The 26,444-nt window shown below is 55.9% G+C and carries 25 protein-coding genes; 10 read left to right on the top strand and 15 right to left on the bottom strand.

The window, feature by feature from the left end:
* The 7 genes from ASD54_RS20480 to araD1 all read right to left on the bottom strand — a co-directional run bounded on the left by ASD54_RS20480 (position 1) and on the right by araD1 (position 9,366).
* Complete coding sequence (locus tag ASD54_RS20480; RefSeq protein WP_062556886.1) at positions 1-1,236, bottom strand: thiamine pyrophosphate-dependent enzyme; 1,236 nt, start codon at positions 1,234-1,236, stop codon at positions 1-3.
* A 360-nt stretch (positions 1,237-1,596) separates the two neighbouring features.
* Complete coding sequence (gene mmsB / locus ASD54_RS20475) at positions 1,597-2,787, bottom strand: multiple monosaccharide ABC transporter permease (RefSeq protein WP_062556426.1); 1,191 nt, start codon at positions 2,785-2,787, stop codon at positions 1,597-1,599.
* A complete protein-coding gene (mmsA, locus tag ASD54_RS20470; protein ID WP_062556425.1) occupies positions 2,784-4,346 on the bottom strand; it encodes a multiple monosaccharide ABC transporter ATP-binding protein in 1,563 nt (520 codons plus the stop codon). The genes mmsB and mmsA overlap by 4 nt, the downstream gene beginning before the upstream one ends.
* Before the next feature lie 74 nt (positions 4,347-4,420).
* The gene (gene chvE / locus ASD54_RS20465) at positions 4,421-5,485 is read right to left on the bottom strand and encodes a multiple monosaccharide ABC transporter substrate-binding protein (protein ID WP_062556424.1); all 1,065 of its coding nucleotides are present in this window, start codon (positions 5,483-5,485) and stop codon (positions 4,421-4,423) included.
* Between the two features lie 89 nt (positions 5,486-5,574).
* Positions 5,575-7,398, bottom strand: a complete 1,824-nt coding sequence (locus ASD54_RS20460; RefSeq protein WP_062556423.1) for an IlvD/Edd family dehydratase — start codon at positions 7,396-7,398, stop codon at positions 5,575-5,577.
* A 41-nt stretch (positions 7,399-7,439) separates the two neighbouring features.
* Positions 7,440-8,375, bottom strand: coding sequence for a Gfo/Idh/MocA family oxidoreductase (locus ASD54_RS20455; RefSeq protein WP_156379314.1), 936 nt, complete (start codon positions 8,373-8,375; stop codon positions 7,440-7,442).
* Position 8,376: 1 nt separating this feature from the next.
* Entirely contained in the window at positions 8,377-9,366 is a 990-nt protein-coding gene (gene araD1, locus ASD54_RS20450; protein ID WP_062556421.1) for an AraD1 family protein, read from the bottom strand.
* Between the two features lie 473 nt (positions 9,367-9,839).
* On the opposite strand from araD1, the gene ASD54_RS20445 reads away from it, so the two are divergent.
* Positions 9,840-10,601, top strand: a complete 762-nt coding sequence (locus tag ASD54_RS20445; protein WP_062556420.1) for a FadR/GntR family transcriptional regulator — start codon at positions 9,840-9,842, stop codon at positions 10,599-10,601.
* Between the two features lie 82 nt (positions 10,602-10,683).
* Here ASD54_RS20445 and ASD54_RS20440 read toward each other — a convergent pair whose 3' ends face one another.
* Entirely contained in the window at positions 10,684-10,929 is a 246-nt protein-coding gene (locus tag ASD54_RS20440) for a PilZ domain-containing protein (RefSeq protein ID WP_082547307.1), read from the bottom strand.
* 184 nt (positions 10,930-11,113) lie between these two features.
* Here ASD54_RS20440 and ASD54_RS20435 point away from each other — a divergent pair, with 184 nt between their 5' ends.
* Positions 11,114-11,503 carry a response regulator gene (locus ASD54_RS20435; RefSeq protein WP_062556418.1) on the top strand — a complete coding sequence of 130 codons (390 nt, stop codon included), beginning with the start codon at positions 11,114-11,116 and terminating at the stop codon, positions 11,501-11,503.
* On the opposite strand, the gene ASD54_RS20430 is transcribed toward ASD54_RS20435, so the two are convergent.
* The 4 genes from ASD54_RS20430 to ASD54_RS20415 form a co-directional block, all read right to left on the bottom strand.
* The gene (locus tag ASD54_RS20430; RefSeq protein WP_082547306.1) at positions 11,462-12,541 is read right to left on the bottom strand and encodes an HWE histidine kinase domain-containing protein; all 1,080 of its coding nucleotides are present in this window, start codon (positions 12,539-12,541) and stop codon (positions 11,462-11,464) included. The two genes, ASD54_RS20435 and ASD54_RS20430, sit on opposite strands and share 42 nt — an antisense overlap.
* On the bottom strand, positions 12,528-12,986 hold the full coding sequence (locus ASD54_RS20425) for a response regulator (RefSeq protein WP_062556417.1): 459 nt from the start codon (positions 12,984-12,986) through the stop codon (positions 12,528-12,530). The genes ASD54_RS20430 and ASD54_RS20425 overlap by 14 nt, the downstream gene beginning before the upstream one ends.
* Positions 12,979-15,174 (bottom strand): ATP-binding protein, encoded by a 2,196-nt coding sequence (locus ASD54_RS20420; RefSeq protein WP_062556416.1) that lies wholly within the window; start codon positions 15,172-15,174, stop codon positions 12,979-12,981. Before ASD54_RS20420 ends, ASD54_RS20425 begins: the two co-directional genes overlap by 8 nt.
* Before the next feature lie 181 nt (positions 15,175-15,355).
* A complete protein-coding gene (locus ASD54_RS20415) occupies positions 15,356-16,087 on the bottom strand; it encodes a LuxR family transcriptional regulator (protein ID WP_062556415.1) in 732 nt (243 codons plus the stop codon).
* A gap of 422 nt (positions 16,088-16,509) precedes the next feature.
* Here ASD54_RS20415 and ASD54_RS20410 point away from each other — a divergent pair, with 422 nt between their 5' ends.
* From ASD54_RS20410 to ASD54_RS20385, 6 genes are read left to right on the top strand one after another with little or no spacing between them, the layout of a single operon-like run.
* Positions 16,510-16,935, top strand: a complete 426-nt coding sequence (locus tag ASD54_RS20410; protein ID WP_062556885.1) for a helix-turn-helix transcriptional regulator — start codon at positions 16,510-16,512, stop codon at positions 16,933-16,935.
* 7 nt (positions 16,936-16,942) lie between these two features.
* Positions 16,943-18,742, top strand: coding sequence for a hypothetical protein (locus tag ASD54_RS20405; RefSeq protein ID WP_062556414.1), 1,800 nt, complete (start codon positions 16,943-16,945; stop codon positions 18,740-18,742).
* Positions 18,743-18,753: 11 nt separating this feature from the next.
* On the top strand, positions 18,754-18,972 hold the full coding sequence (locus ASD54_RS20400) for a hypothetical protein (protein ID WP_062556413.1): 219 nt from the start codon (positions 18,754-18,756) through the stop codon (positions 18,970-18,972).
* Positions 18,908-20,146: a YcaO-like family protein gene (locus ASD54_RS20395; RefSeq protein ID WP_244484810.1), complete on the top strand. Its 1,239-nt coding sequence runs from the start codon at positions 18,908-18,910 to the stop codon at positions 20,144-20,146. The genes ASD54_RS20400 and ASD54_RS20395 overlap by 65 nt, the downstream gene beginning before the upstream one ends.
* Positions 20,143-20,847 carry a TfuA-like protein gene (locus ASD54_RS20390; RefSeq protein ID WP_062556411.1) on the top strand — a complete coding sequence of 235 codons (705 nt, stop codon included), beginning with the start codon at positions 20,143-20,145 and terminating at the stop codon, positions 20,845-20,847. Before ASD54_RS20395 ends, ASD54_RS20390 begins: the two co-directional genes overlap by 4 nt.
* Positions 20,834-21,202, top strand: a complete 369-nt coding sequence (locus ASD54_RS20385; protein WP_062556410.1) for a hypothetical protein — start codon at positions 20,834-20,836, stop codon at positions 21,200-21,202. The genes ASD54_RS20390 and ASD54_RS20385 overlap by 14 nt, the downstream gene beginning before the upstream one ends.
* 27 nt (positions 21,203-21,229) lie before the next feature.
* Here the strand turns inward: ASD54_RS20385 and ASD54_RS20380 are convergent, their stop codons facing one another.
* The gene (locus ASD54_RS20380) at positions 21,230-21,847 is read right to left on the bottom strand and encodes a BA14K family protein (protein ID WP_062556409.1); all 618 of its coding nucleotides are present in this window, start codon (positions 21,845-21,847) and stop codon (positions 21,230-21,232) included.
* 163 nt (positions 21,848-22,010) lie between these two features.
* Between ASD54_RS20380 and ASD54_RS20375 the strand changes: the two genes are divergently transcribed.
* The gene (locus ASD54_RS20375) at positions 22,011-23,267 is read left to right on the top strand and encodes a glycerate kinase (protein ID WP_062556408.1); all 1,257 of its coding nucleotides are present in this window, start codon (positions 22,011-22,013) and stop codon (positions 23,265-23,267) included.
* Here the strand turns inward: ASD54_RS20375 and ASD54_RS20370 are convergent.
* The gene (locus ASD54_RS20370; RefSeq protein ID WP_062556407.1) at positions 23,259-24,992 is read right to left on the bottom strand and encodes a peptidase M14; all 1,734 of its coding nucleotides are present in this window, start codon (positions 24,990-24,992) and stop codon (positions 23,259-23,261) included. The two genes, ASD54_RS20375 and ASD54_RS20370, sit on opposite strands and share 9 nt — an antisense overlap.
* 145 nt (positions 24,993-25,137) lie before the next feature.
* On the opposite strand from ASD54_RS20370, the gene ASD54_RS20365 reads away from it, so the two are divergent.
* The gene (locus ASD54_RS20365; RefSeq protein WP_062556406.1) at positions 25,138-25,824 is read left to right on the top strand and encodes a GntR family transcriptional regulator; all 687 of its coding nucleotides are present in this window, start codon (positions 25,138-25,140) and stop codon (positions 25,822-25,824) included.
* Here the strand turns inward: ASD54_RS20365 and ASD54_RS20360 are convergent.
* Positions 25,807-26,340, bottom strand: a complete 534-nt coding sequence (locus ASD54_RS20360; RefSeq protein ID WP_244484809.1) for a TetR/AcrR family transcriptional regulator — start codon at positions 26,338-26,340, stop codon at positions 25,807-25,809. The two genes, ASD54_RS20365 and ASD54_RS20360, sit on opposite strands and share 18 nt — an antisense overlap.
* Between the last annotated feature and the right edge of the window lie 104 nt (positions 26,341-26,444).

The raw sequence follows: 26,444 nt of genomic DNA, 5'->3' as shown, positions 1-26,444 counted from the left end.
TCAGACCCCTAATTCCTGTCGCTGACGGCGGATATGTTCCGGCATGTCAGCGTAAACACCCTTGAAGATTGTCGCTCCCGGAATTGGCTTCGGATCGATCATCGTGCCGGCCGCCTCAACGCGCTTCTGCACCTCGACAACCGTCGAGAGCACTTCCGCTTCCGCCTGGACGTGGCGCTGCTCGCTCCATTCACCAATGTGGATGAGGTGCTTCTTCAGGCGATCGATAGGGTCACCGAAGGGCCAGGCCTTGCCTTCGTCTCTAGGCCTGTACGCACTCGGGTCATCGGATGATGAATGCGCCCCGACGCGGTAAGTGTACCATTCGATTAGCACCGGACCATGGCCTGCACGCACGCGCTGTGTTGCCCATTCCGAAACTGCAAGCACTGCAAGATAATCATTGCCATCTACGCGGATGGCCGGAATTCCATAACCCAGAGCGCGCGCGGCGTAGGTTCTGCCCTTGCCCTTGGCAACGCCTGTATAGGTCGAGATAGCCCACTGGTTGTTCACGACGTTGAGGATAACCGGCGGGCTGTAGGACGAGGCGGACAAAAGCGCTGTATGGAAATCGTTGGATGCGGTAGAACCATCACCGATCCAACCGATCGAGATGTTATCCTTCTGAGTGAGCGCATTGGCCATTGCCCAACCAACAGCATGCACATATTGCGTGCCAAGATTGCCGGAAACTGTGAAATATCCATAGTCACGCGCGGAATGCAGCGTTGGCAACTGGCGGCCCTGCAGCGGATCGAATGCGTTGGAATAGAACTGCCCCAGCAACATTTCCAGCGGATAGCCGCCAGCAATCAGCAGTCCCTGTTGGCGATAGGTGGGAAAGTTCATGTCGCCCGGCTTCAGACAGCGCTGGAAGCCACAGGCGATCGCCTCTTCGCCAACGCCCTGAATATAGAACGACATCTTGCCCTGCCGTTGCGCATTCATCATACGCATGTCGATGGTGCGCGACATCATCATATCGCGCAGCCCAGCGCGAAGCGTATCGACATCGAAGCGGTTCAAGAACTCAGCCCAAGGCCCAACTGCTTCGCCATTCTCATCCATGACGCGAATGAGCGAGTTGGCGTGCTCAACGCAATCCGCAGCCGTCACATCAAGTGGCAGAACAGGCAGCAGGCCGGCCTTCGGAATCTCCACTGAGGAGAAATCAGGCGTCTGGCCCGGTCGGGCGGGCGGGTGCGCAAATGAGAGTTTGCAATGCGAAGTCACGTTCTTCTCCTCCAAAGAAGTGCATTCGTTCAATCTGAAATCCATGTGCGGCAGGGCTCGGAAAACCTCCTCGTCCTCGCTCTACCGTGGATCTGGTGGCTGTAATACCGCTCCTCTTGCGGCAGGAACGCCCCTGATCTGACGGTAATGGTAGTCTCGACCTGCCCGAAATGTCCTGATTATGTTGAGCGTGACAGCGCATGAGCCGGAAAGGACGAGTGCTAATTTGCGCAATTAAAGTTCGCGGGCTGCCGAGCTCTCGAATCGCCGATCGCCCGTAATGTCCAGCCGAAGAAACGCAAAAGCCGCGCACCTTGCGATGCGCGGCCTGTCAGGCAGTCGAAATGCTTGGGAGGATGCTTAACGACGCTGATTGTAAACGTCGACGCAGACTGCACCGAGCAGAACGAGACCCTTGATCACCTGCTGATAGTCGATGCCGATACCCAGGATGGACATGCCGTTGTTCATGACGCCCATGAGGAAGGCGCCGATAACAGCACCGGTAACCTTGCCAACGCCACCATAGGCAGATGCACCGCCGATGAAGCAGGCAGCGATAACGTCGAGTTCGAAACCTGCGCCAGCCTTCGGTGTCGCGCTGTTCAGGCGTGCTGCAACCACGAGACCACCAAGAGCTGCCAGTACGCCCATGTTGACGAAGGTGCCAAAAACCAGACGCTGCGTCTTGATACCGGAGAGCTCGGCTGCACGGGCATTACCGCCGACTGCGTAGATCTGGCGACCGATGATCGTGCGGTTGGTGAAGAAACCATAAGCCGCAATCAGGATCGCCATGATGATCAGAACGTTTGGCATACCGCGATGGGACGCGATCAAGTAGGCAACATAGCTGATGCTGGCGAGAACAAGGATGTTCTTTGCGACAAAGAAACCAAACGGCTCGGTTTCGACGCCATGCGACATGCGACGCCCGCGGTTCTTGATGTTCTGCCAGACCAGGAAGGCAGCGACTGCAACGCCGAGAACCAGCGATGTCAGGTACAAGCCGCCCTCAGACGAGATGAATTCCGGAATGAAGCCGGATGACAGCCGCTGGAACGTGACATCGAATGGTCCGATCGAGCGACCGCTGAGGACGGCGATCATTAGCCCGCGGAAAACAAGCATGCCGGCAAGCGTCACGATGAACGATGGAATCTTCAGATAGGCGACGAAATAGCCCTGTACAGCTCCGATCAGTCCGCCCAGGACCAGGCAGATAATGCAGGCCGTGACGAAATCGAAGTTGTATTGCACCATCATCATGGCGGCGACTGCGCCGATGAAACCTGCCACGGACCCGACCGAGAGGTCGATATGGCCGGTCACGATGATCATCAGCATGCCGAGCGCCATGATGACGATATAGCTGTTCTGCAGGATGATGTTCGTGAGGTTCAGCGGCTTCAGAAGAATGCCGCCTGTCGCAAACTGGAAGAAGATGACGATGACGAGAAGCGACATCAGCATCCCGTATTCGCGCAGGTTGTCCTTGATGAAACCGGCGACGCTCTGCGGTGCCGGTGCAGTTGTTTCAGGCGTGCTCATTCGTCTCTCCCCTTGCGGCGCATGATAGCGCGCATGATGTTCTCCTGGGTGGCTTCAGCGCCGGCAACTTCGCCGACGAATTCGCCCTCATGCATGACCAGGATGCGATCGCAAATCCCGATCAGCTCCGGCATTTCCGAGGAGATCACCACGACTGCCTTTCCGGCATCCGCGAGTTCGTTGATAATGGAATAGATTTCGTATTTTGCACCGACGTCGATCCCGCGGGTCGGCTCGTCGAGGATCAGCAGGTCAGGGTTTGTGAACAGCCATTTCGACAGCACGACCTTTTGCTGGTTGCCGCCGGAAAGCTTGCCCGTTTCCTGATAGACATTGTGGCTGCGGATGCGCATGCGCGCGCGAAACTCCTGCGCCACCTTCATTTCTGAGATGTCGTCAATCACACTGCTGCGTGAGACGCCAGGCAGGTTTGCCAGCGAGATGTTCTTGCGAATGTCTTCCGCCAGGATCAACCCGAGATGCTTGCGGTCTTCCGTGACATAGGCCAGACCCGCATCGATCGCCTTGGTAACCGTCGAGACATCGACAGGCTTGCCGTGCATCTTCACAGTGCCGGTGATATTGCGGCCCCAGGAACGGCCGAAGACGCTCATAGCAAACTCGGTGCGGCCCGCACCCATCAAGCCGGAAATACCAACGACTTCGCCCGCGCGAACCTTCAGCGACAGGTTCTTCACGACCTGGCGATGCGTGTGCTGCGGATGATAAACGGACCAGTCATCCACCTCGAAGATCATCTCGCCGATCTTCGGCGTACGCTTCGGGTAGCGGCTTTCCATATCGCGGTCGACCATCTTGCGGATGATCTCGTCTTCCGGCACGACGCCAGCGTGGCAATCCATGGTATCGACAGAGCGGCCATCGCGCAGAACCGTGATGCGGTCGGCGACTTCGGAAATCTCGTTCAGCTTGTGGCTGATCATGATTGAGGTGATGCCCTGGTTCCTGAACTCTTTCAGAAGCTCCAGCAGTGCAGCACTGTCTGTTTCGTTGAGAGATGCAGTCGGCTCGTCAAGAATGAGAAGACGAACGTCCTTTGAAAGAGCCTTGGCGATTTCGACCAACTGCTGCTTGCCGACGCCGAGATTGGTGATCAGCGTATCCGGCTGCTCGTTCAGGCCGACCTTGGCCAGCAAAGCCTTGGTGCGCTCATGAACGGCCGAACGATCAATCACGCCAAAACGCGACGGAGCGTTGGCCAGAAAGATGTTCTCGGCAATGGACAGGAGCGGTATCAGCGCGAGCTCCTGGTGAATAATAATGATGCCCAGCGCTTCAGTATCATTGATATCGCGAAACTGGCGCTCTTCACCTGAAAACAGGATGGAGCCTTCGTAGCTGCCATGCGGATAGACGCCGGACAGAACCTTCATGAGTGTAGATTTACCAGCGCCGTTTTCACCGACGAGCGCGTGAATTTCGCCCTCGCGAACGGTGAACGAGACGTCGGTCAAAGCCTTAACAACACCGAACGACTTAGAAATGCCACGCATTTCGAGAATCGGGGGGCGTTCAGCCGCATTGACGTGTGCGAGCATGCCATCATCTCCGATGGGAAACAAAGAATACGGCGACGCGATTTCAACGCGCCGCCGCACTATCGATACAGGAATTACTTCAGCTGGTCTTCCTTGTAGTAACCGCTGCCAACCAGAACTTCCTTCCAGTTGGTCTTGTCAACAGCAACCGGCTTCAACAGGTAGGAAGGAACGACCTTCTTGCCGTTGTCGTAGGTCTTGGTGTCGTTGACAGTCGGCTCCTTGCCGCTCATCGCAGCATCAACCATGTCGACGGTTACCTTCGCGAGTTCGCGGGTATCCTTGAAGATCGTGGAGTACTGTTCGCCAGCGATGATGGACTTAACAGACGGAACTTCTGCGTCCTGACCGGAAACGAACGGCATTGCAACGCCGCCGGAACCGTAACCTACGCCCTTGAGCGAGGACAGGATGCCGATGGAGATACCGTCATAAGGAGACAGAACAGCGTTGACCTTCTTGTCGGCATAGAATGCAGACAGGATGGCGTCCATACGAGCCTGGGCGGTTGCACCGTCCCAACGCAGCGTGGAAACCTTGTCCATGCCAACCTGGCCCGAACCAACCTTCAGAACGCCCTTGTCGATCAACGGCTGGAGAACGCTCATGGCGCCGTTGTAGAAGAAGAAGGCGTTGTTATCGTCCGGCGAACCGCCGAAGAGTTCGATGTAGAACGGACCCTTTTCTGTATCAGCCTTGAGAGCCTTTACCAGCGTCGTGGCCTGCAGAACGCCGACCTGGAAGTTGTCGAATGTCGCGTAGTAGCTGACATTCGGCGTATCGCGGATCAGGCGGTCATAAGCGATGACCTTGATCTTCTTGTCGGCAGCCTGCTGCAGAACGTCCGAGAGCGTCGTGCCGTCGATCGACGCGATCACGAGTACTTTCGCACCCTTCGTGATCATGTTTTCGATCTGGGAAAGCTGGTTCGGAATGTCGTCTTCTGCGTACTGCAGGTCAACCGAGTAACCGCGTTCCTTCAGAACCTTCACCATGTTGTCGCCGTCAGCGATCCACCGGGCGGAGGACTTGGTTGGCATGGCAACGCCGACCAGACCCTTGTCAGCAGCGCTGACAGGAGCAGCGAAGGCCATGGCGGCAAACATCGCAGCAGTCGTCAAATACTTCAAAATTTTCATTCTTGCTCTCCTCCTTGGTCGAGCCCCCCATCGAGCTCGCCATTGTTGGCAACAGGAATCAGAGCCTGATTCCTGCCGTTTCTTTTCTATCAGTGATTGTCGCGCGGAATACCTTCCGTCTGAGCAATGCGCTGATATTTCACAGCCGGCTCCAGAACGGCGCCGGTCTCCATCTGCCCGACGATGCCGCGCTGGATTTCCTGCCACGGTGTCTGGTGCTTCGGATACTGATACCCGCCCTTTGCTTCCAGTTCGCGACGGCGATCTGCAAGCTCTTCTGCGGAAATAAGAATGTCTGCCGTGCCACGACCCACATCGATGCGGACCTTGTCACCGGTCTTGAGCAGCGCCAGACCGCCGCCTGCGGCGGCTTCGGGCGATGCATTGAGGATGGACGGGCTGCCCGATGTGCCGGACTGCCGGCCATCGCCGATGCACGGCAAGGATGTAACGCCCTTGTTCAGCAAGTAGCTGGGAGCGCGCATGTTGACGACTTCGGCCGCACCGGGATAACCGATTGGACCAGCACCACGCATGAACAGAACCGTGTTCTCATCGATACCGAGCGCCGGGTCATCGATGCGATGGTGATAGTCTTCCGGTCCGTCGAACACCACCGCCTTGCCCTCGAATGCATCGGGATCATTCGGATTGGAAAGGTAGCGATCGCGGAACTCCTTGGAGATCACGCTCGTCTTCATGATGGCGGACGAGAAGAGGTTGCCACGCAGGACGCGGAAGCCCGCCCGCTCCTTCAACGGTTGATCGTAAGGACGGATGACCTTCTCGTCTTCGATCACGGCGCCACGGCAGTTTTCGCCGATGGTCTTGCCGTTTACCGTCATGGCATCTTCGTGGATCAGGCCCTGCTGCATCAACTGGTTGACGACTGCCGGTACCCCGCCTGCATGATAGTAATCTTCGCCAAGATATTCGCCAGCAGGCTGCAGATTGACGAGAAGCGGAATTTCTTCGCCGTACTTCTGCCAGTCATCAACCGTCAGTTCGACGCCAAGGTGACGCGCCAGACCATTGAGATGGATCGGTGCATTTGTAGAACCACCGATCGCCGAGTTGACGCGGATCGCGTTGACAAATGCTTCCTTCGTCATGATGTCCGACGGCTTCAGGTCTTCCTTCACCATCTCAACGATACGCAGGCCGGTGAGGTAGGAAATTTCCTGACGGTCACGGTAGGGAGCCGGAATGGCGGCCGAGCCCGGAAGCTGCATGCCGAGAGCTTCCGCCAGCGAGTTCATGGTCGTCGCGGTGCCCATGGTGTTGCAGTAACCGGTCGAAGGAGCGGACGATGCAACCAGCTTGACGAAACCGGCATAATCGATCTCGCCCTTGGCCAGCAGTTCGCGTGCTTTCCAGACGATAGTTCCGGAACCGGTACGTTCGCCACGGAACCAACCGTTCAGCATCGGACCGACAGAAAGAGCGATAGCCGGAATGTTGACGGTGGCCGCAGCCATCAGACAGGCAGGCGTCGTCTTGTCACAGCCGATAGTCAGAACCACACCGTCCAGCGGGTAACCGTACAGGACTTCGACGAGGCCTAGATAGGCGAGGTTACGGTCCAGACCTGCTGTCGGACGCTTGCCTGTTTCCTGGATTGGATGCACCGGAAACTCGATGGCGATACCACCCGCTTCCCGGATACCTTCGCGCAGGCGGTTTGCCAGTTCGAGGTGATGACGGTTGCACGGCGAAAGGTCCGAACCGGTCTGGGCGATGCCGATAATCGGGCGATCGGACTGGAGCTCAGCCTGGCTGAGACCAAAGTTCATGTAACGCTCAAGATAGAGCGCCGTCATGTCGGCGTTGGCAGGATTATCGAACCATGCACGCGAGCGGAGCTTTCCGTTCGGACCGGTTGCAGTTTTGGTGGGCAAATTGTCGTTGCTCATGATCTTCTTCTCACGAGAGGAATAGGTTCAGACGGCGCAAATCAATCTTCGAAAGACTCAACGACATTGCGACGGCCAAGCATAAAGGCATCTGCGACATGTACCAGCGGGGAGAAGTCTGTGTCCGACCGCTTCGATGAGACAAGGTCAACGAAATGCTTATAGAGGCTGCGGTATTCGCGATCCTCCTCAACGATCTGCGCCTCGCCATTAACGATAAGGCGGCTGCCACCGTGTGTGAGAACCACATCGCCTTCCTGTGTGGAAACGCGAATATCCCAGGTCTGCGGCCCCGTCTGGCGCCAGTCGAAGGCTGCCTTGATGGGTGTACCGCTGGCCGTCTGAAATTCCAGATCAGCAGCGATAGGTGCTGCCCGGTTTGCCGGGAAGGAAAGCTCCGAAGAGACCAGATGAAAGCTCTCGGGCATGATGCGGGTGACGATCGACAGGGCATTAATGCCAGGATCGAAGACACCAAGTCCGCCTGGCTCCCAGATCCAGGCTTGCCCCGGATGCCAGTGGCGAACATCTTCCTTCCATTCGACTTCGACAGACTGGATGCGGCGCTCGGCCAGAAGACGACGCGCAGGTTCAACGGCAGCTGCTTCGCGAGAATGCCAGGTCGCGAACAGACTGACACCCTGTTTGCGCGCCAAAGCTTCCAGTGCAAAAACCTCCGCAATCGTAGCGCCCGGCGGCTTTTCAAGCATCACGTGCTTTCCCGCCATCAGCGCTGCGCGTGCCTGCTCAAACCGTCCCTGCGGGGGCGTACAGAGCGAAACCGCGTCAACGTCGACATCGGAGGCCAGAAGAGCATCAATGTCGGGGAAACAGTGGATATTCTCAAGCGAGGCATTGCGGCTGGCAACGGCTACCAGATCAATGCCATCCGTCGCCGCAATAGCACCAAGATGCTGATCGCGTGCGATTTTCCCGAGCCCGACAATGGCAAGACGAATATTCGGCACAGGCATCACCTCAAAGCTTGCGAACAGACACCGGACGCTCGTTCGCAACTGCAAGAGCGTTGCGCAACGGGAGCTTGAACGGTGCTGCTTCAATCTCGAACACGTCACCTGGCTCTGTCTTGATGCCTTCCGAGAACGACAAAGTTGCCGTCCCGAAGAAGTGGACATGAAGGTCGCCCGAACGACGGAACAGATCGTACTTGAAGTTATGATACTCCAGGTTGGCGATCGTATGCGACATATTCGCCTCACCAGACAGGAAGGGCTTTTCGAAGATCACTTCTGTGCCGCGAATGACTTTCGAGGTGCCTTCGACATGATCCGGCAGATCACCGACCAGCAACTCAGGTCCAAGCGCCGCCTCGCGCAGCTTGGAATGCGCCAGCCAAAGATAATTGCCCTTCTCGGTCACATGGTCGGAAAATTCGTTCGCAAGACAGAAGCCGAGACGGAAAGGTGTGCCATCCGCACCGATGAGATAGATGCCAGCAAGTTCCGGCTCTTCTCCACCATCAAGGGCAAAAGCTGGAGATACAAGATCCTCACCCGTTGCCTTCAACTGCGAACCATCACCCTTGTAGAACCATTCAGGCTGGACGCCGGCCTCACCAGCCTTAGGCTTGCCGCCCTCGACACCCATGAGGAACATGCGCATGGAATCCGTTGGCTTTTCAGCCGATTGTGCCGCCTTGTGCATCTTGTCACGGCCATCGGCGGAACCCAGATGCGTCAAGCCAGTCCCGGCGACGACAAAGTGTGCAGGATCCGGATGCGACACAGGCAGCAGCAAACGCTTCTCGCGCGCGGCAGCATCAAGATCCACAACCTCACCCAAGGTAGACTGCGAAAGTTGTTCGGCGAACGTGCGGCCAGCGGCAATAGCCTGCTGGGCAAGATCATAGACGGAAGCCACACCTTCCACGATCCGCGCGTCGTCTTCACCATTCCAGGCAACAACACGCGCCTGCCCATTGACCGAAACCTGCAGTAGTCTCAACATCGATATAATTCCGTTTGTGAAGCTACGACTCCCTCGTAGCACCTCCCTGCGCGTCCGCGCCGTCAAAAATATGACTATTAGCACGCACCGGGCTTTGTCAAGCGACCGACTTTTTGGAATACCTCATCGTAGACAGGCACCAATTGCCAAAGTTTAAATCGATTTGCAAGATTTATATCGATTTAAATTGCGATTTTCCGCTCATATTCCAACACAATGGAATAATCACCTTTTCAAAAGTATGATTTTATGATGTTCATTGGCTCATTCGTTTTTTCGGCGGGTCGCTTGGGAGAGCGAAGCCTGTCGGCGTCGGGAGAGGATGAATGATGCGGGCATGCAGTAGCAATGCTGCATCTTACAATGCTTTTGGTTTTGGAAACGCATCGGTTCGTAATTAAGTCGCAAAACGGCGTGCGATTCGCGCGGGTAGGCGCTGGTGCATGTGTTGAGACAGAGTCAGGGAGAGAGACGTGGGCCTTCTGGAATCGGCAATCACGGGCAAAAAGCGGAGCAGCAGCCATGCGCATGTTGTGGCTGAGCTCGGGAGCTCAATCGTATCGGGTCGCATAAAGGTTGGGACGATCCTGCCGGGCGATAACGAATTGACGCAGCGGTTCAACGTCTCGCGAACCGTTCTGCGTGAAGCGATGAAAACGCTTGCCGCCAAGGGGCTGATTGAGCCGAAGGCGAAGGTGGGCACGCGCGTGCTTCCGAGCGACAAATGGAATTTCTTCGATCCGGACGTTCTAGGCTGGCGTTTCGATGCGGGGATCGACCAGACATTTACCGATTACCTGGCGGAAATCCGTTTGGCGCTGGAGCCTGCGGCAGCCGCAGCTGCTGCAATGCGCGCCACGAGCGATGATATAGTCGCACTTTATGCCATTGCCGCCAAATTCGATAATCTATCCCACACCCCGGAAACGATCGCCAAAGTCGACCTTGATTTCCATATTGCGATTGCCCGCATGTCAGGAAATCCCTTCATGCGTTCTGCCACTGCTTTGATCGAGGCGGCATTGGCGATCTCGTTCAGGCTGTCGTCGCCTGCCGCATCGCCTGAGATGATCGACGCGATTGCCGACAATCACCTGCGCATCGCTCACGCAATTGCGTCCCGCGACCCGGAAAAAGCGGTTGCCGCCATGCGCCACGTCATTGATGTCGGACGAAGCCGTATCACCAGATGCCTGACCGAAGACCAAATCCCGATCTCAACAACCTCGGCTTAAGAGCCGGGATCTTCGCCACAACATTTATTCATTTGTAAGCAGTCCGGAAACCGGACTGCTTACAAACACAGTCCATCGCGGACTAAAGGAAGCGCAGCCCCAACTCCTTCAACTCTCGTCTCGCCACTAAGCACTGATGGCTACCGCCTTCGTCCAGCACGAGCTTGACTTCATCAGGCAGCGCCAATCCATTCTCGACCGAAACGCGAGCGCCCGTATCGGAAATATCTCGCAGAACGCCGTTAACGACGCTGTGCCCGTTGTTGAAGACCAACCGTACGCCTTTCAACATGCGCCGCCTCGGTGCCGGTTCAGGACTCTGTGTCATGCATATCACCTGTCAAATGCTGGTAACGCGCCTGCGCAACTGCCTTCTATTAGATGCCACTACCTTAAGGTTTGCCGAATATAAAACCTTGAAATCTTACCATCCAAATCCTTGAACTTGTTGAGGAGTGATGCATCTAAGCGCGTGTGATGATCCATAAAAAGCATACCTGGAGACAAAAAGCATGAACAGCACGGGCGCTCCCTCATCTCTCTCTGTCCTGGTTCTGGAAGACGACATGCTTCTTGCCATGGACATGGAGGATCATCTCATCAGCCGCGGCTTTCAGGTACACGGGCCCTTTGGACGTGTCGGCGATGCTATGGATTCAATTGGCGATCTCGAGATCGACCTCGCGATCGTTGACCTCAACCTGAACGGCGAATTTTCATTTCCGGTTATCGAATTGCTAAATCAACGTAGCGTGCCAGTCATTGTCTGCAGTGGCTACGTTGAACTACCGGAGGTCAGGACGAGGCTCCAGGGGATACCTCACGTTGGGAAACCATGGATGCCTGAGCGGCTGGACGCCTTAATGCGTGACGTCCTTATCGCTACCCGAGTAGTAGGATGATGTGATGCCATCCGGCAGCGGAGGGGCTGGATCCTGGAGTGGCCAACTGATTTTGCACACCAATCCACTTGGCGAATACTCGGTCGCAACCTTGCCCTGAAGCTCATACTCGATGGTGCGACTGATCAAGGTCGTGCCGAAGCCAGTCCGGGTGGGTTCTTGCGCTGGCGGTCCGCCGACTTCACGCCATTCGAAATTCAGTTGCTTTTCATGATCGTCGGTGACTGACCAGTTGAGCACCACCCTACCGCTGTCGTTGCTCAGCGAACCATACTTCAACGCATTGGTGGCAAGTTCATTCAGCACCATGCTGAAGGCCAACGCGGCCTTGGGGTCAAGCGTGGAAGAAGGACCAACAGTCAGGCTGATACGATCGAGATTGCGAATGTAAGCACTGATGGTTCTGTAGATCACATCCTGAAGCGCCGCCTCCTTCCAGTTCGTTTCGAACAGGAGCGCATGGGCATCTGCCATGGCTCTGAGGCGCCCCATGAGATTTTCAACATAGTCATCGACACTGACGCTGTTCTTGACGGTGCGACGTACAATGGACATGACCATCGCCATCGTATTTTTCACCCGATGGCTCAACTCTCGAACGAGTAGCTCGCGATGTTGCTCGATCCGCTTTCGCTCGGCACGCTCTCTCGATTCCGACAGAGCCCGCTCGACCGCGCTCGCAAGACGGATCATCCGTTGCTTCAACACGTAGTCCGTTGCACCGCGCCGGAAGCTTTCGATCGCTGCCTCTTCTCCCAAGACACCGGACACGAATATGAAAGGCGTCTCCGGAACCCTGTCATGCGCCATATCGAGCGCCGCCATGCCATCGAAATCCGGCAGGGAAAAATCTGCGAGTATGAGGTCAAACTCAATTTCATCGAGAGCACGGACATAGCCGGCACGATTGAAAGCCCGATGAATCTCAGGTGTTGGCGACAACTGCGCGAGATGTTCACTGATCAGTTCGACATCAAGCAGGCTGTCCTCCAACAGGAGAATACGAGCCGGACGCAAGAGAGGTTCAATATTTTGCATGTCTGGAATATCCCGGCGGGGGCTCGTTGAGGAGTGCCCAGAAGACACCAAGATCCTGAATAGCCTTGAAGAATTCCGTGAATTCAACAGGCTTGACGACAAATGCGTTCACACCCAGTTCGTAGCTGCGAACCAGGTCCTGTTCCTCGCGAGAGGACGTCAGCATCACGATGGGGATATGCCGCAACATATCATCGCTCTTGACCCGCTCCAGAACCTCAAGCCCGTCGACTTTCGGGAGTTTCAGGTCAAGAAGGACTACAGCCGGATCGCCGCTGGGTCGTTGACGATGGGGGCCGGTCGACAGAAGATAATCAAGAGCCTCCGCGCCATCGCGAGCGATGACGATTTCGTTCGCAAGCTGGCACTTTTCAAGTGCAGCAAGCGTGAGTTCGAGATCTCTGGGACTATCCTCGACCAGAAGGATTGGACGAAGTTCAGGCAAGCGTACGAACCTTTCTACCCTGACTTGGCAAAACGAACGTGAAGCGGGCGCCCTTGTCGACCTCGCCCTCCGCCGTGATGCTTCCACTATGCTTCTCAATTATGCGTCGCACGAAGGCGAGGCCTATACCGGTGCCATCAAAGTCTTCGGCCCGCTGAAGTCGCTGGAAAACGCCGAAGAGCTTTCCGACATAGGCCATATCGAACCCTACCCCGTTGTCACAAACGCTGTAACGCGTGGCATGCTCTTCGGTTTCGCCCGAGATGGATATCCGCGCAGGACTGCGAGGTCGCGTATACTTGACTGCGTTTTCGATGAGGTTGTACCAGACCTGCCGAAGCAGCGTTGCATCCCCCCATGCCTGAGGCAGAGATTCAACTGACCACTCGATTGACCTGTCTCCAAAATCCATCTGAATGCTCTTCATGACTTCGGCGACAAGTTTGTTCATGTCTACCGGCTTTGACATGATCGGGGCACGACCAAGTTGCGAAAAGTTGAGAAGGTCATCAACCAGGCGACCGGCAGAGACCGCCGCATCGGAAATGGTTTGCAGGTAATGGCGTGATTTGTCATCGAGCGATGTCTCTCGCTCCCGCAAAAGCTGGGCGAAACCGACGATATGGCGAAACGGAGCACGAAGATCGTGAGAAACCGAACAGGAAAAGGCCTCCAGCTCCTTGTTGGAGCGCTGCAATTCTCCCGAGAGTTCCGCCAGTTCCTCTGCTTTGCGCAGGACAATGCCGACAATCGCCTGTCGAAGGTTCTTAGCCGCCTCAATTTCCGCCTCGTCCCATGCAGATGACTGAAGTCTGACCTGCTCTCGCCAGGCATCGAACGACCTGCGAGGATGAATGCGTCCGCTTTCCTGCACGGACTTATGGGGATTTCCGCCCCACTTCACAGTCCGTACCAGTTCGGGCCGAAACCAGATCAGCCAGTCGGGCCGCAGTGTGGAAAGTCTGATGGCCAATATACCGCTTGCTGTTTCTGCAAATGCCTCGGCAGCAGCGTATTCAGACGCAAGCTGGTTGGTCGCGACCACGTCACGGCTTTTCTGGCTCAACCACTCCACAAGGCCCTTCAATTCAACGGCAGAGGGACATAAACCGACAAGCTGGCTGGCCTCTCCGGCATAAAGAACGGCGCCACCTGCGTTGACCTGGCTCAGCAGGAGTTGTTCGTCACGAACCAGATCCGAGCTCCAGTCGGCGCCCTCCGCCATCTGTCGCAAGAGGGCGGACGTAACCTGTCCAAGCTTGAGACGGCGGGCCACGATTTTAGCGCGATCAAGGGCCTCAATGCGCATGGCCAGCGACTGCGCAACCATATCACACGTCTCCCGAATGGCTTGCGGGACATTGTGCGCCCCAACGCCGTGGCACGAAATCAGGCCCCACAGCTGCCCTTCCACCAGGATGGAGACAGACATGGATGAGCCTGTTCCCATGTTGCGCATATATTCAAGATGAACCGGCGAAACGCTGCGCAGCTGCGCAAAACTCATATCGAGGCGTTCTGCATCAAGAGCATCGTCTGCAGCCAGAATTGGAACAGGAGTATAGCTGGCATCGGGAATGATACGGAGGCGGTTACTTGCGTAGAGGGCTCGAGCCTGCGCCGGAATGTCGGAGCTTGGGAACCGCAGACCAAGATAAGATGGAAGCATCTCATTGCCAGCCTCCGCCACCACATGTCCATTCCACTCAGGATCGAACCTGTAGATGAGTGCCCGATCGAAACCTGTAATCTCGTAAACGAACTGCGCCACCGCGTTCAGTGACTGCGTGATATCTGACTCAGATGCAAGCCTGCGCGTGAAAGACCGAAGCGCACTGAAAACCTCATCAAGAGGCTTGTCGCCCAAAGCTTCAGCCTCGACAATGACCATCTGTTGTGCGCGATGCGCCGTATAAATGTGCTTCGTTGTCGAGCAGGAATACTGAAGCGAGAACTCTGGAGTGGCATGCCAGGCGCGCAAATGCTGTTGCAGGTCATTCATATGCGCTGGCAGCCTCCCACCGAGAGACAATTCGCATCCCAGGAAGTCGCCTGAATTTGCGCTCATTCGCACAATGTTCCAGCCATCGGGGTCCAAGACGATGAGAGCGCCGTGGGGCTGTATGGCTCCCGGCACGTGGATCGGCTCGCGCGCGCAAGCCGCCAGATCATCGTCTGTTGAATTCACCCAGATTTCTCCATGGCTGAAGTTGGATCAGAAGCTTCTGAGCTTTGATCGTACGCAATACAGTGCCGCGCATATGCGGTTGATGTCTGGCAAGATAGCGATGCAGCCACCATTGTAAACCGCTGTCCGTCCTATTAGCGATCACGAAATTTAAAGTGACTGGAACCACTTACTCTTAGTTTCAGTCAATCAGCCCTCGGCGAATCGCCTCAGCGATTGCTTGCGTGCGGTTTGTTGCTCCAACCTTCTTCGTCGCATTTTTGATGTAGGTATTGACGGTATCCACCTGATATCCGCTCTCACTTGCTATCTGCTCGCTTGTCAGACCGCCGGACGCTAATCGGAGACAAGCCACTTCGCCTTGGGAGAGCTTGAGTTCAGTCGCTGCGAATTTTCGCATCAACGGACCAGTAATTTCGTGATGCGTGGCCTCCGCAATAGCGTTGAGGAAGGCAATTTCGTCAGCGTCAAATGGAACCGAACGCGTGAAACCCACTGACCCATAGACGAGATCGCCTCTCCGGATGGGGAAGACTGTCCTGTTTCTGACATTGAAGGTCTCCAGCAAATAGGCGAGACGCTCATTGCGAGGGGCATCACTCACGGCTTCGGACTCGACCACGACGCGATGCGCCATTTTGCAGGCGATAACAAAAGGATCGGTTAGGTAGAATTTCTCCTCGTAATAGGCTTCCAGAAATGCAGGAGGAAAGTCGGTATCGATTGATTGTGCGGTCCCGAAATGAAAGCCCTCGATATCCAGCCCGCTCACCATGACGTAATCGAATTCAACAGCCTTTCGAAGCCGCGCAATGAAGGCATTGTTGTGGATAAAGCGATGACGCGGGACGGAACTGAGATCGACGAAATCGTCCAGGTCGTCCGCACGGCGGAATAGTGGTCGGTTCAACATGAATTCACCTGAGTCTTTGACACATTTCTTGTGCTGCAACTGGTTAATGAATCATAAATCATGCATAGTGACTTGAACGACCCGCATCGTAGCCTGCTCCGGATTGCTCCGAAATAACCAGCCGGATGGATGAAACTGCTCTTAAACAACGAGCGAAAATCGGGTTTTTCATTGGCTATACCGCCACAATATGCTTGCGATATATGGCAAAAATCTCGTTACCCGATCCATTCAAGCACTATTTGATCGGGTCGATCCACAACCTGCCCGATGACAAGTCAAAGCCAAGTCGCATTCCATCAATTTCGCGCAAGAATGCAACAGGAGATCGAGAATCCAATTCTCAGTCAACGGAAAATAGTTGCGTCAGGAACAAAATCAGCGCAATGTACGCACAGGTATATGTTTTTTCCGGATCTACAATGGTAAAGAAAACTCCAAATCCGATAGATGTTCATGTCGGCTCTCGTATTCGTCTTCGCCGCACTATGCTCGGGATGAGCCAAGAAAAGCTGGGCGATAGTCTCGGTATTACGTTTCAGCAGGTTCAGAAGTACGAAAAGGGTGCAAATCGCGTCGGCGCAAGCCGTCTCCAGCATATTGCAGAAATACTGAACGTTCCGATCCCGTTCTTCTTCGAAGGAAGCCCGGGCGCGATGGAAGACGATGGCAAGCAGGAATCCGCCGCTGATTTTATGAATTCCAAAGAATGCGTTGCGCTTGCTGCTGCTTTTGCGGCCATTGAAGACAAGCGTGTTCGCCAGTCTATTCTGGGGCTTGTTCGTAGTCTTTCCAAAGAACAGTCTGTACTTGCAGATGTGAGCGATCTGACATTCGCTTCGCACTGAGTACATTATGTCCCTACGGCTGACCACTCTGGGCGGCTGCCAATTGCAGGACGAGGCGGGGCAGACAATTGCCGCGCCTTACCTGTCTCTGGTTTTGCTTGCATACTTGTACTCGTCAGAAACACAGGTTGCGCGCAGGAGCGCTGCCCAACTCATATGGGCGGGCAATCCCGATGCCGCGTCAACAAACCTTCGTTCCGCCCTGCGCAGATTGTCCCAAGCAATTGGCGAGAACAGGGTGCCCGTTATCGAAGCGGACGGCGCCTACCTGACGCTGAATCATCAAGCGCTGACCTGTGACCTGGAATTCGAAACAGCCGAAATCTCTGCCGACAATCTCAACCTTTGCAGCGATGCGGTCGCCAAGGTCTTTCTACCGCTGGAAGGGCGAACGTCTGCGCAACTTTCCATCTGGGTAAAGGATGTCAGACAGCGTCACGTGGCCCTGCTGCGCCAGCAATTCCTGAAGGCGGCCGATAACCTGGAAAAGGTAGCACGCTCAGATCTGAGGCGTGCGGCAGTACTGCTGTTGGAACACGATCCGGGCGATGAAGAGATTCGACGCCGTATCTCCGTATCCGAGGGGCAGGATCAGCAACGCGTCGCCGTTCAGCCGCGAGAATCACAGCAGATCATGGCACCTCCACCGTCCGGTGATCTTTGGACGGTGCCGCGGATAGCACTCCTTCCGCCAGATACGGCAGTCAGTGCACAGAAAGCTGGCTCAGTCGCAAACGCGCTGATTGAAGATCTGACTATCGGACTTTGCGCCAGCAGGGCGGTTTCTGTCGTGGCGCCCTATACTTCCGAACGAATTCGGAGTTCACGCGACAAGGCGGCCATTCTCGAGCGCCATAAGATTACATACGTTTTGGATACGCAGCGCACCGAGGATGCTCTGTTCGTTCAACTCGTATTCCTGCCGACTGATGAGATCATCTGGGCCACGCGTTTCAAGCTTGACCCCGGTGAAATTGCGGGTCAGCGACAAACCATAACCGATGCAGTCCAGACGTCTCTGGTCAGACAATTGCATTCGACGCAGACCATGGCTTTGGACGTCAGCAGCCAGCCTGAGGCCTACGTTTCCTTTCTCCGGGGATTGCAGGATTTGTCGCACATGTCGCTGCCATCCATAAGACGTGCAAGGCGACACTTCAAAGCCTCGCTTGAGATTGATCGGAACTTTGCTTCATCGCTTGCTGGTCTTTCGCGGACCTTCAGCATGGAATGGATCCTGACAGCACGCGGCGATCAGGACCTGTTGCAACAGGCAGTCAGGCTTGCGGATCAAGCTGTCAACCACAATGGCCAGTCGGCAGGAGCATTCAAGGAAGTCGGTGTCAGTCACTTGTTCATGGGACGGATCGATGAAAGTCTTGAGGCTCTGGAAAAGGCTGAAACTTTAAGCCCGCATTATGCGGATGTGCTGTTCAGTCATGCGGATAGCCTGGTCCATGCCAGCAAACCTGCAGATGCACTACGGAAAGTCTTGAATTCGATCGAACTGAACCCCCTGCCCCCGGACCCTTATTTCTGGGCCGCTGCGGGAGCTTGTTATTTTCTGGGAGAGTTTGCTCAGGCGCTTGAATTTATCGGACGCATGCGAGACAGCAAACCAGCGGATCGACTAGCAGCGGCTTGCTGGGCCATGCTAGGTGATGCCGCGAAGGCTCGCACTTACAGACTGCGAGTCCTTAGAAACAACCCGGATTTTGATTTGGAGCGCTGGGTTGCGGTGCTGCCACACAAGGAAAAGTGGCAGACGGAAATGTATCGTGAGGGGCTTGTTAAAGCCGGTTTTTAAAGGAGAAAAGCATGGCAAAATTGATTATTCTGAGCGTCGCGGGTGAAAGCCAGCTCTATGCAGCGGATCTTGAGGCGGGGACGGTTGTTCCGGTTACCGGTCAGCCCACCGGCGAGCTTGCTTCTCTGATTACCCTTACGCAATCAGGTGCCGTCGTGACCAAGGGTGTCAAGGCTGCGATCGCGCTTGATTCCTCTTCATCCATCGCTTCGAGCTTCCACGAAAGCTAAGAAGTCGTTGCTTCTTCGTACCTGTTCTGCTGCGGAGACTTATTCAAAAGTAGCCGCTTTCCTTCCCAGACTTGGAATTACGCGTGTCGCACGCCAGACGGATCTCGATCGGCTCGGGATTCCCGTCTGGTGTGCGTTCACGCCGAACGCAAAATCCATCGTCATTGCGAATGGAAAGGGACTCGACGACGACAGCGCGAGAATCTCTGCAATGATGGAAGCGATTGAAAGATCAATCGCTTCCCAGGCAGCATGCGAGACAATGCGCGCTTCTACAGCAGATCTCCGACGAATCGGACAGGATTTCGATCGGCTCGACTGCCTCCTCGTCCCCGGGTCGAATGTGCTTCAAGACGATGAGATCATTGATTGGGCATTGGCCAAGGATCTCCTGACGGGAACATATGTCTGGCTGCCCTATGAGGCGGTCACCATGGACCGAACTATCCTGCGGCCTCGTTATTGGCAAAGTTCAGACGGATTGGCATCCGGCAACACCCAGGCAGAAGCAATACTGCATGGATTGCTGGAACGCGTAGAGCGCGATGCGCTGACCCTGTGGGAAGTAGCCCGTGCTCCCTTCCGCTATAAAGAGCGCATCGATCCTGAAACCGGCGGCTCGGAAATGGTTGGCCTGCTTCGGCGTATTCAACAGGCGCAGATGCAGATCGCGATTTTCGACATTACCAACGATACAGGAATCCCTGTCGCGTGCGCCATGCTCGGACCAAAACGGCTTAATGGTCGAGGCTTGCGACATGTCGATGTCACGCTCGGCGCAGGGGCGGGACTTTCGCTGGAGGCTGCGGCGATACGCGCCGTGACAGAGGCGGCACAGTCTCGAATGACCTTCATCGCAGGCGCTCGAGATGATCTCTTTCCGGAACTATACCAGCGTCCACTCTCGGATGACCATAAATGCGCATTCGAGAGCCGGTGCAAGACAACGCTATCGGATTCACGGCTTACCGATGTTCATTCTCCGGAACAGGCGCTCGATCTTGTTCTTTCAACCTTGCAGACATCAGGCCAGAAAAGGCTCTATGCCGTCGACCTGACCCCTGGCTGGCTGCCGGTATCAGTCGTTAAAGTTGTGGCGCCGGATCTCGAAAACCCGGAGGGCGAGCGACGAAGCCGTTATGGCGCACGGGCTTTGTCGAAGGCTCTGCAATGAAGATCGTCTTTGTAGGCCCCACCCTTCCCGATGCTGCCACGCAAACTGGCAATGGTACCAACGTCATCATCGCACCGCCTGCAAAGCAGGGAGATGTCATGAACGCCGTTTCCGCTGGCGCGACCGTCATCGGCATCGTAGATGGTTATTTCGAATATGTTGCTCCGGTGTGGCATAAGGAAATTCTCTACGCCCTCAGTTCCGGTTGCACGGTATTGGGTGCTGCAAGCATGGGAGCTCTCAGGGCTTGTGAATGCGCCGCCTTTGGCATGCGAGGCATCGGCCGGATCTTTGAGGATTACCGCGAAGGCGTGCGGTTTGATGATGGCGATGTGGCGCTTCTGCACGGCCCCGCCGAGCTGAACTATCCGCCCCTTACCATTCCGCTCGTCAATGTTGATGCAACGCTTGGCAAGGCGCTTGAGCGATCCTTCATCGATGAGCATGAGAGAGACGCTCTGGCTTCGGCCTCGCGCGCCCTCTTTTTCAAAGAGCGAACCTGGAAACGGATTGCACAGGAAAGCGCCTTTCCGACGGACCGGCTACGTGAAATGCTTGCCGACTGCTCTGTCGATCAAAAGCGCGAGGATGCTTTGATGCTCATGCGTGAGCTTCAGCGTTGCGAAGACAGTCGCGGGGCTTCGCCTGGATGGAGCTTCCATACCACGCCAACATGGCGGCGCCTCTATGGAGAAATATGAGCAATTAAAACTTTATTTCAGCAATGCGGAAACGCGTTCGACGTGTGCAACGCTTTTGCAACGCGCCTGCAACGCAAAGCTATGCAATGGTTCCAACAGTTGGAACGAGGCAGGCTCAATGAACGTAGTTTCCATGAATTTCGAAAACAACGAACGTCGCGATGAGTTCTTCGCGCTTATCAACATGATTGGATACGCTGTATCGATCGCGAATACGCTTGGATCACAGACTGCGGCGGAACACATGGATACAGCGCGTGCTGCACTGATCAAACAACTTCAAGACGAGATGTCGAGCAATCTGTCTGCAGACAACATCAATCGTATTGCGACGGTCCGAGCAGGCCATTGCTGAAAAGCGAATTTGCGGGACAGCGTTATTTCAGTTGTAGGGCGACACGCAGGTTCGGCGTCCGCCCGAAAATGGCTGATAGCTATTCGTCGAAACGTCGTAGGACCGGTAGCGAGCAGAACACCATTCGGCATGGGTGGATGAGGCGGTTACCGGATCTCTCGAGTCGTCCATGACAGCACCGGATGCGTAGACCGGCCCTTCTGAGGCATTGGCGGTTTCAGATCCATCATTCCGCAAAGAACACAATCGGCGAGGACCGCCATCGAAAGGCTGATAGGTATTGTCCCCGACTCGATAGGATCGATAACGATTGCTACAGGCGTCAATGCCCGCAATATCGATCTTTGAAGCTACGACCGCTTCCTGAAGAATTTCCGATTGAGCCGGAAGGTGGCGTGACCCAGCCATCAGCTTAGCAGAGTCTTCCGCCGGCTTGACCTCAGCATACTGAACGCCCGGCACTCGTTCATAAGCGGACGTATCATTTACTACTACCGGCTGCGTTGTCCACAACTCTGGTGCGCTCATATCCAGGCTCGAAACTGGCTGGTTTTCCTTCAGGGCCTCATCTGCGATGGCGATCGCGATGCCGAACGGAACAACCGCGAGCGTCAAATTGAGCGCAAGATTCGCTAAAGTTTTCAAGGCCGCTCTCCTGTCGTGAACTCGAATGACAGAATGCGAAAATCGCCGCGCTGTTCCCTAAAAATATGCAATATCCCTAATGCAATTAGGCCGAGCAGCCTTGCGGATTGACAGTTGATGACCGGACTGTAGGCTCACTGACACGCATAATGGGGAGTTGGGCATGCACGATCGGGAGTTATTGGCGGCGATGTTTCGGGCAGCGGTTGACGCCGCAGATCCCAGGACCGCTTTGGCGCGTCATCTCCCTGAGCCGCCAACCTCCGGAAGAACGGTGGTGATTGGAGCAGGCAAAGGGGCGGCCCAGATGGCAGCAGCGCTGGAAGAGCTATGGCCGAAACCTTTGACCGGCGTCGTCGTGACTCGCTACGGCTATGGATGCAGCACTCGCTTCATCGATATCATTGAGGCTGCTCATCCTGTTCCGGATGCAGCTGGGTTGCAGGCGACCAAACGCCTCTTCGACACCATTGTTGATTTGAACGAAGAAGATCTCGTCATAGCGTTGATTTGCGGCGGCGCTTCTGCGCTCCTGCCCTGCCCGCCCGACGGACTGACGCTGGATGACGAAATTGCGTTGAACGAGGCTCTGCTTGCGTCTGGCGCGCCAATTTCGGCAATGAACACGGTCCGCAAGCATTTCTCCGGTATCAAGGGCGGTCGGCTGGCGGCAGCAACAAAGGCGCGGGTTGCAAGCCTCATCGTGTCCGACATACCCGGTGACAATCCGGCCTTTGTCGGCTCCGGTCCAACCGTTCCCGACTCGACCAGACGAGCCGACGCGCAAGCCATCATCGAACAGTACGCAATTTCACTGTCTCCGCGAATGATGGCACATCTCCAATCACCCGGTGCGGATGCTCCTCTTCCAGACGACCCAACGTTCGCGCGCAACTCCATCAGCATCATCGCGTCGGCACGCCTCTCATTGGAAGCCGCAGCTTTGACAGCCTCGCAAGCTGGCATCACGCCCCATATACTGTCGGATTCCATTGAAGGCGAAGCAAGGGACGTCGCGAACGTTCATGCAGCGCTCGCGCGCGAGATCGGTCAACGCGATAGACCATTCAGCAGGCCTTGCGTTCTCATTTCAGGTGGCGAGACGACGGTGACGATCCGGGGACAGGGTGGGCGTGGTGGTCGCAACGGGGAATTTGCACTGGCCGCCGCCTTGGGGCTTCAGGATTTGGAAGCAAGCCTGATCGCTGCGGATACCGACGGCATTGACGGCTCCGAGAGCAATGCCGGCGCTTTTGTTGACGGCACAACCGTGCAGCGCATGCGCGCAGCTGGTATCGATGCCCGGGAACTCCTCAGTCGGAATGACAGCTATTCAGCCTTCGAGGCAGTTGGCGACCTGTTCGTCACTGGACCGACGGGAACGAACGTCAATGATTTCCGCGCAATCATGTTACGTTAATCCAGGCCTTAGAATTTCCTGCCAGGCCTGATACGCTGCAAGAACGGCTTCCATCTGCACTGTGTGCGCGGCGACAAAGGGCGCGCCATAGAGCGTTTCATCGGGATATTCCGTGATCAAGGTCACAGGATAAAGCCCATCATTCCCGACAGTGACCATGCACGGAAACCCGTTCACAAGCGTGAGGCCGTTCGGTCCTGCATGCGTTTCGAAGAGTGCGTGCTGGCGACGGTTCATGGCCATCAGGTCTTTCAGGCTCGCCAACCGGCGCGTCACGTGATCCAGCAACGCCATGGCTTCAGGCCTTGCTTCTTCATGATGCCGCAGGATGAGAAAGAACCCCTTCGGGATCATCCACGCCGGAAAGCCACGCGGAACATAGCCGGTCAAAGGTCTGGTCCATTCATGTGCGGGGTATCCGTGCAGATTAATGTGCAGCCCAGCGCCCGTTTGTCTTCGCGTCTGCACTCGCAAGCGCTTCTCGAAGATCAGCGCCTCGTCAGACACACTGCGATATTCCAGATCGTCTCCGAGCGCAGTGTAGCGTGCGGCATGGCTCATATGCGACGGATTTTCCGCAGACAACCGGCCTTGCAAGGCATAGCCGTCAGGATTTTCGCAAGGAATGACGGTGAAATGGGAAGACGCCGAGGTTGAAAGAATCCGGGCCGCGCGTAACGCTCCTACTATTCCGGATGTCTCATTTGCATGTTGCCCGCCGCTGATCAGCACCGGCGCGTCCGACCCCTGAAGATATCGCGCATGAACCAGGCGACCCGCAACCGTCTCGCAAGTGAGCGTTTCCCCGCGCAGGCTATTCAGTTCGGTCACGATCTGCGCCTCCCCAGCCGCCTGCTGCGCCTCATCAAGAGGCTGGGCCTCACCTCCTCGCGCGCGCCGATCATAAGGCCGGAGTTCTATCGACAGTTCAGGACGCCCAGTCGCGAAGGTGATTTCGGGCACGATCTGTCCCGGCCTGACATTACGATCACCGAGCATCTTGCCGGACTTCAGCGTGAAATATTCGAGGGCGGAGAAATACAGATCCTCATGTAGCGCCTCGCGCAGGCTCATGCTTTCATCCAGAGGCGGCAGTGGCAAATCCATCTGCGGGAGTTGGACAGAGACGTTCAACTCCTCGAAAAACGGGGCATCGCTCTTCCACCCATGGGCGGCGATGATCTTCATCGCGTCTTTGTAAATCTCTTCGAAATCCGTCTCTATCCGTTGATTGAGGCCCCGTTCCGGCACTCTGAGCCAGCCAGTGGGCGACAAGACGTTCTGTCCCGTCAGGTCAACGTACACGCGGTTCGGCGCATAGATCGTGCGGGTATGGATGTCGCTCCCGATGGAAAGATTGACTTCGTAGCACAGATCCTCAACGGGCGCCTTCGGCTGCAACTCAAAGGAACGAGATCCAACAAGGGCCGCCAGAGGATAAGCCTCGAGACGAAAACGTTTCTTGTCCGCGAACGGCGAAACGGGATAGCTGACGCTGACGGCGGTCACGTCCGACAGGTCAATTTCTTCCAGAAATGCATTCACCAGCGGCTTGTAAGCGGAACGTGCGCGTAACGTGATTCCACGGCTTTTGGCTTCGGCTTCCATCTCAAGGCGGGTTGTCCTGTCATCGAAGCTCCAGACTTCGGCCACATCGCCTTTCGGAAGCAGGTTCATCACGCGGTCGAACATCCGGTCGTAGGTCTTTTGAAACAGCGTCACCATCCGTTCGTCCTCGTCGTGATCCGATGACTATCTGGCTACCATGCATTGGGTACGGCGGAAATGCATAGCTGAATTACACGTGACGGCGCCAAGGCTTGATGCTATCGATCCGCATCTTTGCTATTACCGATGGAACAACTGACGCATGAAGAAGGCGATGCCGGCAGACAAGGTGGGACAAGCAAGCGAACCTGCCCAAACCTTGGCAGAAAGCATTGCGGACAAAATTCGGGAACGTGTCATTTCGGGCTGGTTGACACCGGGCAGCCATCTCTCGGAAGTTGCGCTGGGTGAGGAACTCGGCGTGTCGCGCAATACGTTGCGAGAAGTGTTTCGCCTCCTCACGAAGGAAGGCCTCCTTCGCCACGAAGCCAATCGGGGGGTGTTTGTCAGCACGCCAAGCATGGCCACTATCATCGATATCTACAATGTTCGACGCATGATCGAATGTCAGGCGATGGCAGGCGCTCACCCCAGGCATCCGGGTGTTGCAAAAATGCGGGCCGCCGTCGAAGAAGCGGTTCGCTACCGGGAAGCTGGAGAATGGCTGCAAGCCGGAACCGCCGATATCGCCTATCATGCGGCCATTGTCGAGCTGGCGGACAGTCCTCGCCTCAATACGTTTTTCGCACAGGTAGCGCTGGAGCTTCGCCTTGTTTTCGGCCTGCTGCGCGATCCGGAATACCTCCACGCGCGCTACGTGGACAAGAACCTGCTCATCCTGTCAGAACTGGAAGCCGGTCAGACAGCAAAAGCCGCGGACATGCTGCGCGACTATCTGTTCGATGCGGAGCGTTTCATTCTCGGTGCCTATTCACGCCTTGGCTCTTAGCCCATCCAGAAAGATGTCGAGCAACTTAAGCGCCTTGGCTTGCCAATCATTCTCGGGTTGCGCGTAATAGATCCCGATCAGCGTCCGCAGCAGATCCTCCGCAGAGATATCGTCGCGAAGACTCCCCCCGGCTACGGCACGTTGAAGCAACAAGTCCAGCGCTTCGACCATGCGCGCTGTTGACGAAGCTTTCAGTTCGGGATTGCCGTAGACCGCCAGTTGCAGGGCCTGCATCATCCCCTTTTTCGTGGCAACAAGCCTCACATTGGCCTGAAGCCATTGCCTGAGTGCTGCGAAGGCGTCAGTCTCATGACCCAACGTCGAGGCCAAATCGCAAAGCTGGTCAACCTCATGGCGGTAAACTGCCTCAAAGAGTTCTTCCCGTGACGGAAAGTGCCGATAAAGCGTACCGATCCCGACGCCTGCTTTCTTCGCGACCGCCTCAAGACTGGCCTGCGTTCCCCCGACGCTGAAAATTTCCGTCGCGGCCTTGAGCAAGATTTCACGGTTACGCACCGAGTCCGCTCGCGGCTTGCGCCTTGTCTTCTTCGCTTCAGGGACCATTTCCAATTTCTGACTTAAGCCTCTTGCTAAACGGAGGGTGCCTCCGTATATTGAGT

The organism is Rhizobium sp. Root149, assembly GCF_001427345.1.
GTDB lineage: Bacteria > Pseudomonadota > Alphaproteobacteria > Rhizobiales > Rhizobiaceae > Neorhizobium > Neorhizobium rhizoryzae.
Note: the sequence above shows the minus strand (reverse complement) of the source record. Positions and strands in the feature narration are given on the sequence as shown.

What these genes read in the sequence shown, in the direction of transcription:
- chvE (WP_062556424.1), bottom strand. Translation starts at nt 5,485, where the DNA reads ATGAAAATTTTGAAGTATTTGACGACTGCTGCGATGTTTGCCGCCATG.
- ASD54_RS20410 (WP_062556885.1), top strand. Translation starts at nt 16,510, where the DNA reads ATGGTAAAGAAAACTCCAAATCCGATAGATGTTCATGTCGGCTCTCGT.
- ASD54_RS20415 (WP_062556415.1), bottom strand. Translation starts at nt 16,087, where the DNA reads ATGTTGAACCGACCACTATTCCGCCGTGCGGACGACCTGGACGATTTC.
- ASD54_RS20440 (WP_082547307.1), bottom strand. Translation starts at nt 10,929, where the DNA reads ATGACACAGAGTCCTGAACCGGCACCGAGGCGGCGCATGTTGAAAGGC.
- ASD54_RS20460 (WP_062556423.1), bottom strand. Translation starts at nt 7,398, where the DNA reads ATGAGCAACGACAATTTGCCCACCAAAACTGCAACCGGTCCGAACGGA.
- ASD54_RS20435 (WP_062556418.1), top strand. Translation starts at nt 11,114, where the DNA reads ATGAACAGCACGGGCGCTCCCTCATCTCTCTCTGTCCTGGTTCTGGAA.
- ASD54_RS20365 (WP_062556406.1), top strand. Translation starts at nt 25,138, where the DNA reads ATGAAGAAGGCGATGCCGGCAGACAAGGTGGGACAAGCAAGCGAACCT.
- ASD54_RS20385 (WP_062556410.1), top strand. Translation starts at nt 20,834, where the DNA reads ATGGAGAAATATGAGCAATTAAAACTTTATTTCAGCAATGCGGAAACG.
- ASD54_RS20400 (WP_062556413.1), top strand. Translation starts at nt 18,754, where the DNA reads ATGGCAAAATTGATTATTCTGAGCGTCGCGGGTGAAAGCCAGCTCTAT.
- ASD54_RS20390 (WP_062556411.1), top strand. Translation starts at nt 20,143, where the DNA reads ATGAAGATCGTCTTTGTAGGCCCCACCCTTCCCGATGCTGCCACGCAA.
- araD1 (WP_062556421.1), bottom strand. Translation starts at nt 9,366, where the DNA reads ATGTTGAGACTACTGCAGGTTTCGGTCAATGGGCAGGCGCGTGTTGTT.
- ASD54_RS20370 (WP_062556407.1), bottom strand. Translation starts at nt 24,992, where the DNA reads ATGGTGACGCTGTTTCAAAAGACCTACGACCGGATGTTCGACCGCGTG.
- ASD54_RS20430 (WP_082547306.1), bottom strand. Translation starts at nt 12,541, where the DNA reads ATGCAAAATATTGAACCTCTCTTGCGTCCGGCTCGTATTCTCCTGTTG.
- mmsB (WP_062556426.1), bottom strand. Translation starts at nt 2,787, where the DNA reads ATGAGCACGCCTGAAACAACTGCACCGGCACCGCAGAGCGTCGCCGGT.
- mmsA (WP_062556425.1), bottom strand. Translation starts at nt 4,346, where the DNA reads ATGCTCGCACACGTCAATGCGGCTGAACGCCCCCCGATTCTCGAAATG.
- ASD54_RS20375 (WP_062556408.1), top strand. Translation starts at nt 22,011, where the DNA reads ATGCACGATCGGGAGTTATTGGCGGCGATGTTTCGGGCAGCGGTTGAC.
- ASD54_RS20405 (WP_062556414.1), top strand. Translation starts at nt 16,943, where the DNA reads ATGTCCCTACGGCTGACCACTCTGGGCGGCTGCCAATTGCAGGACGAG.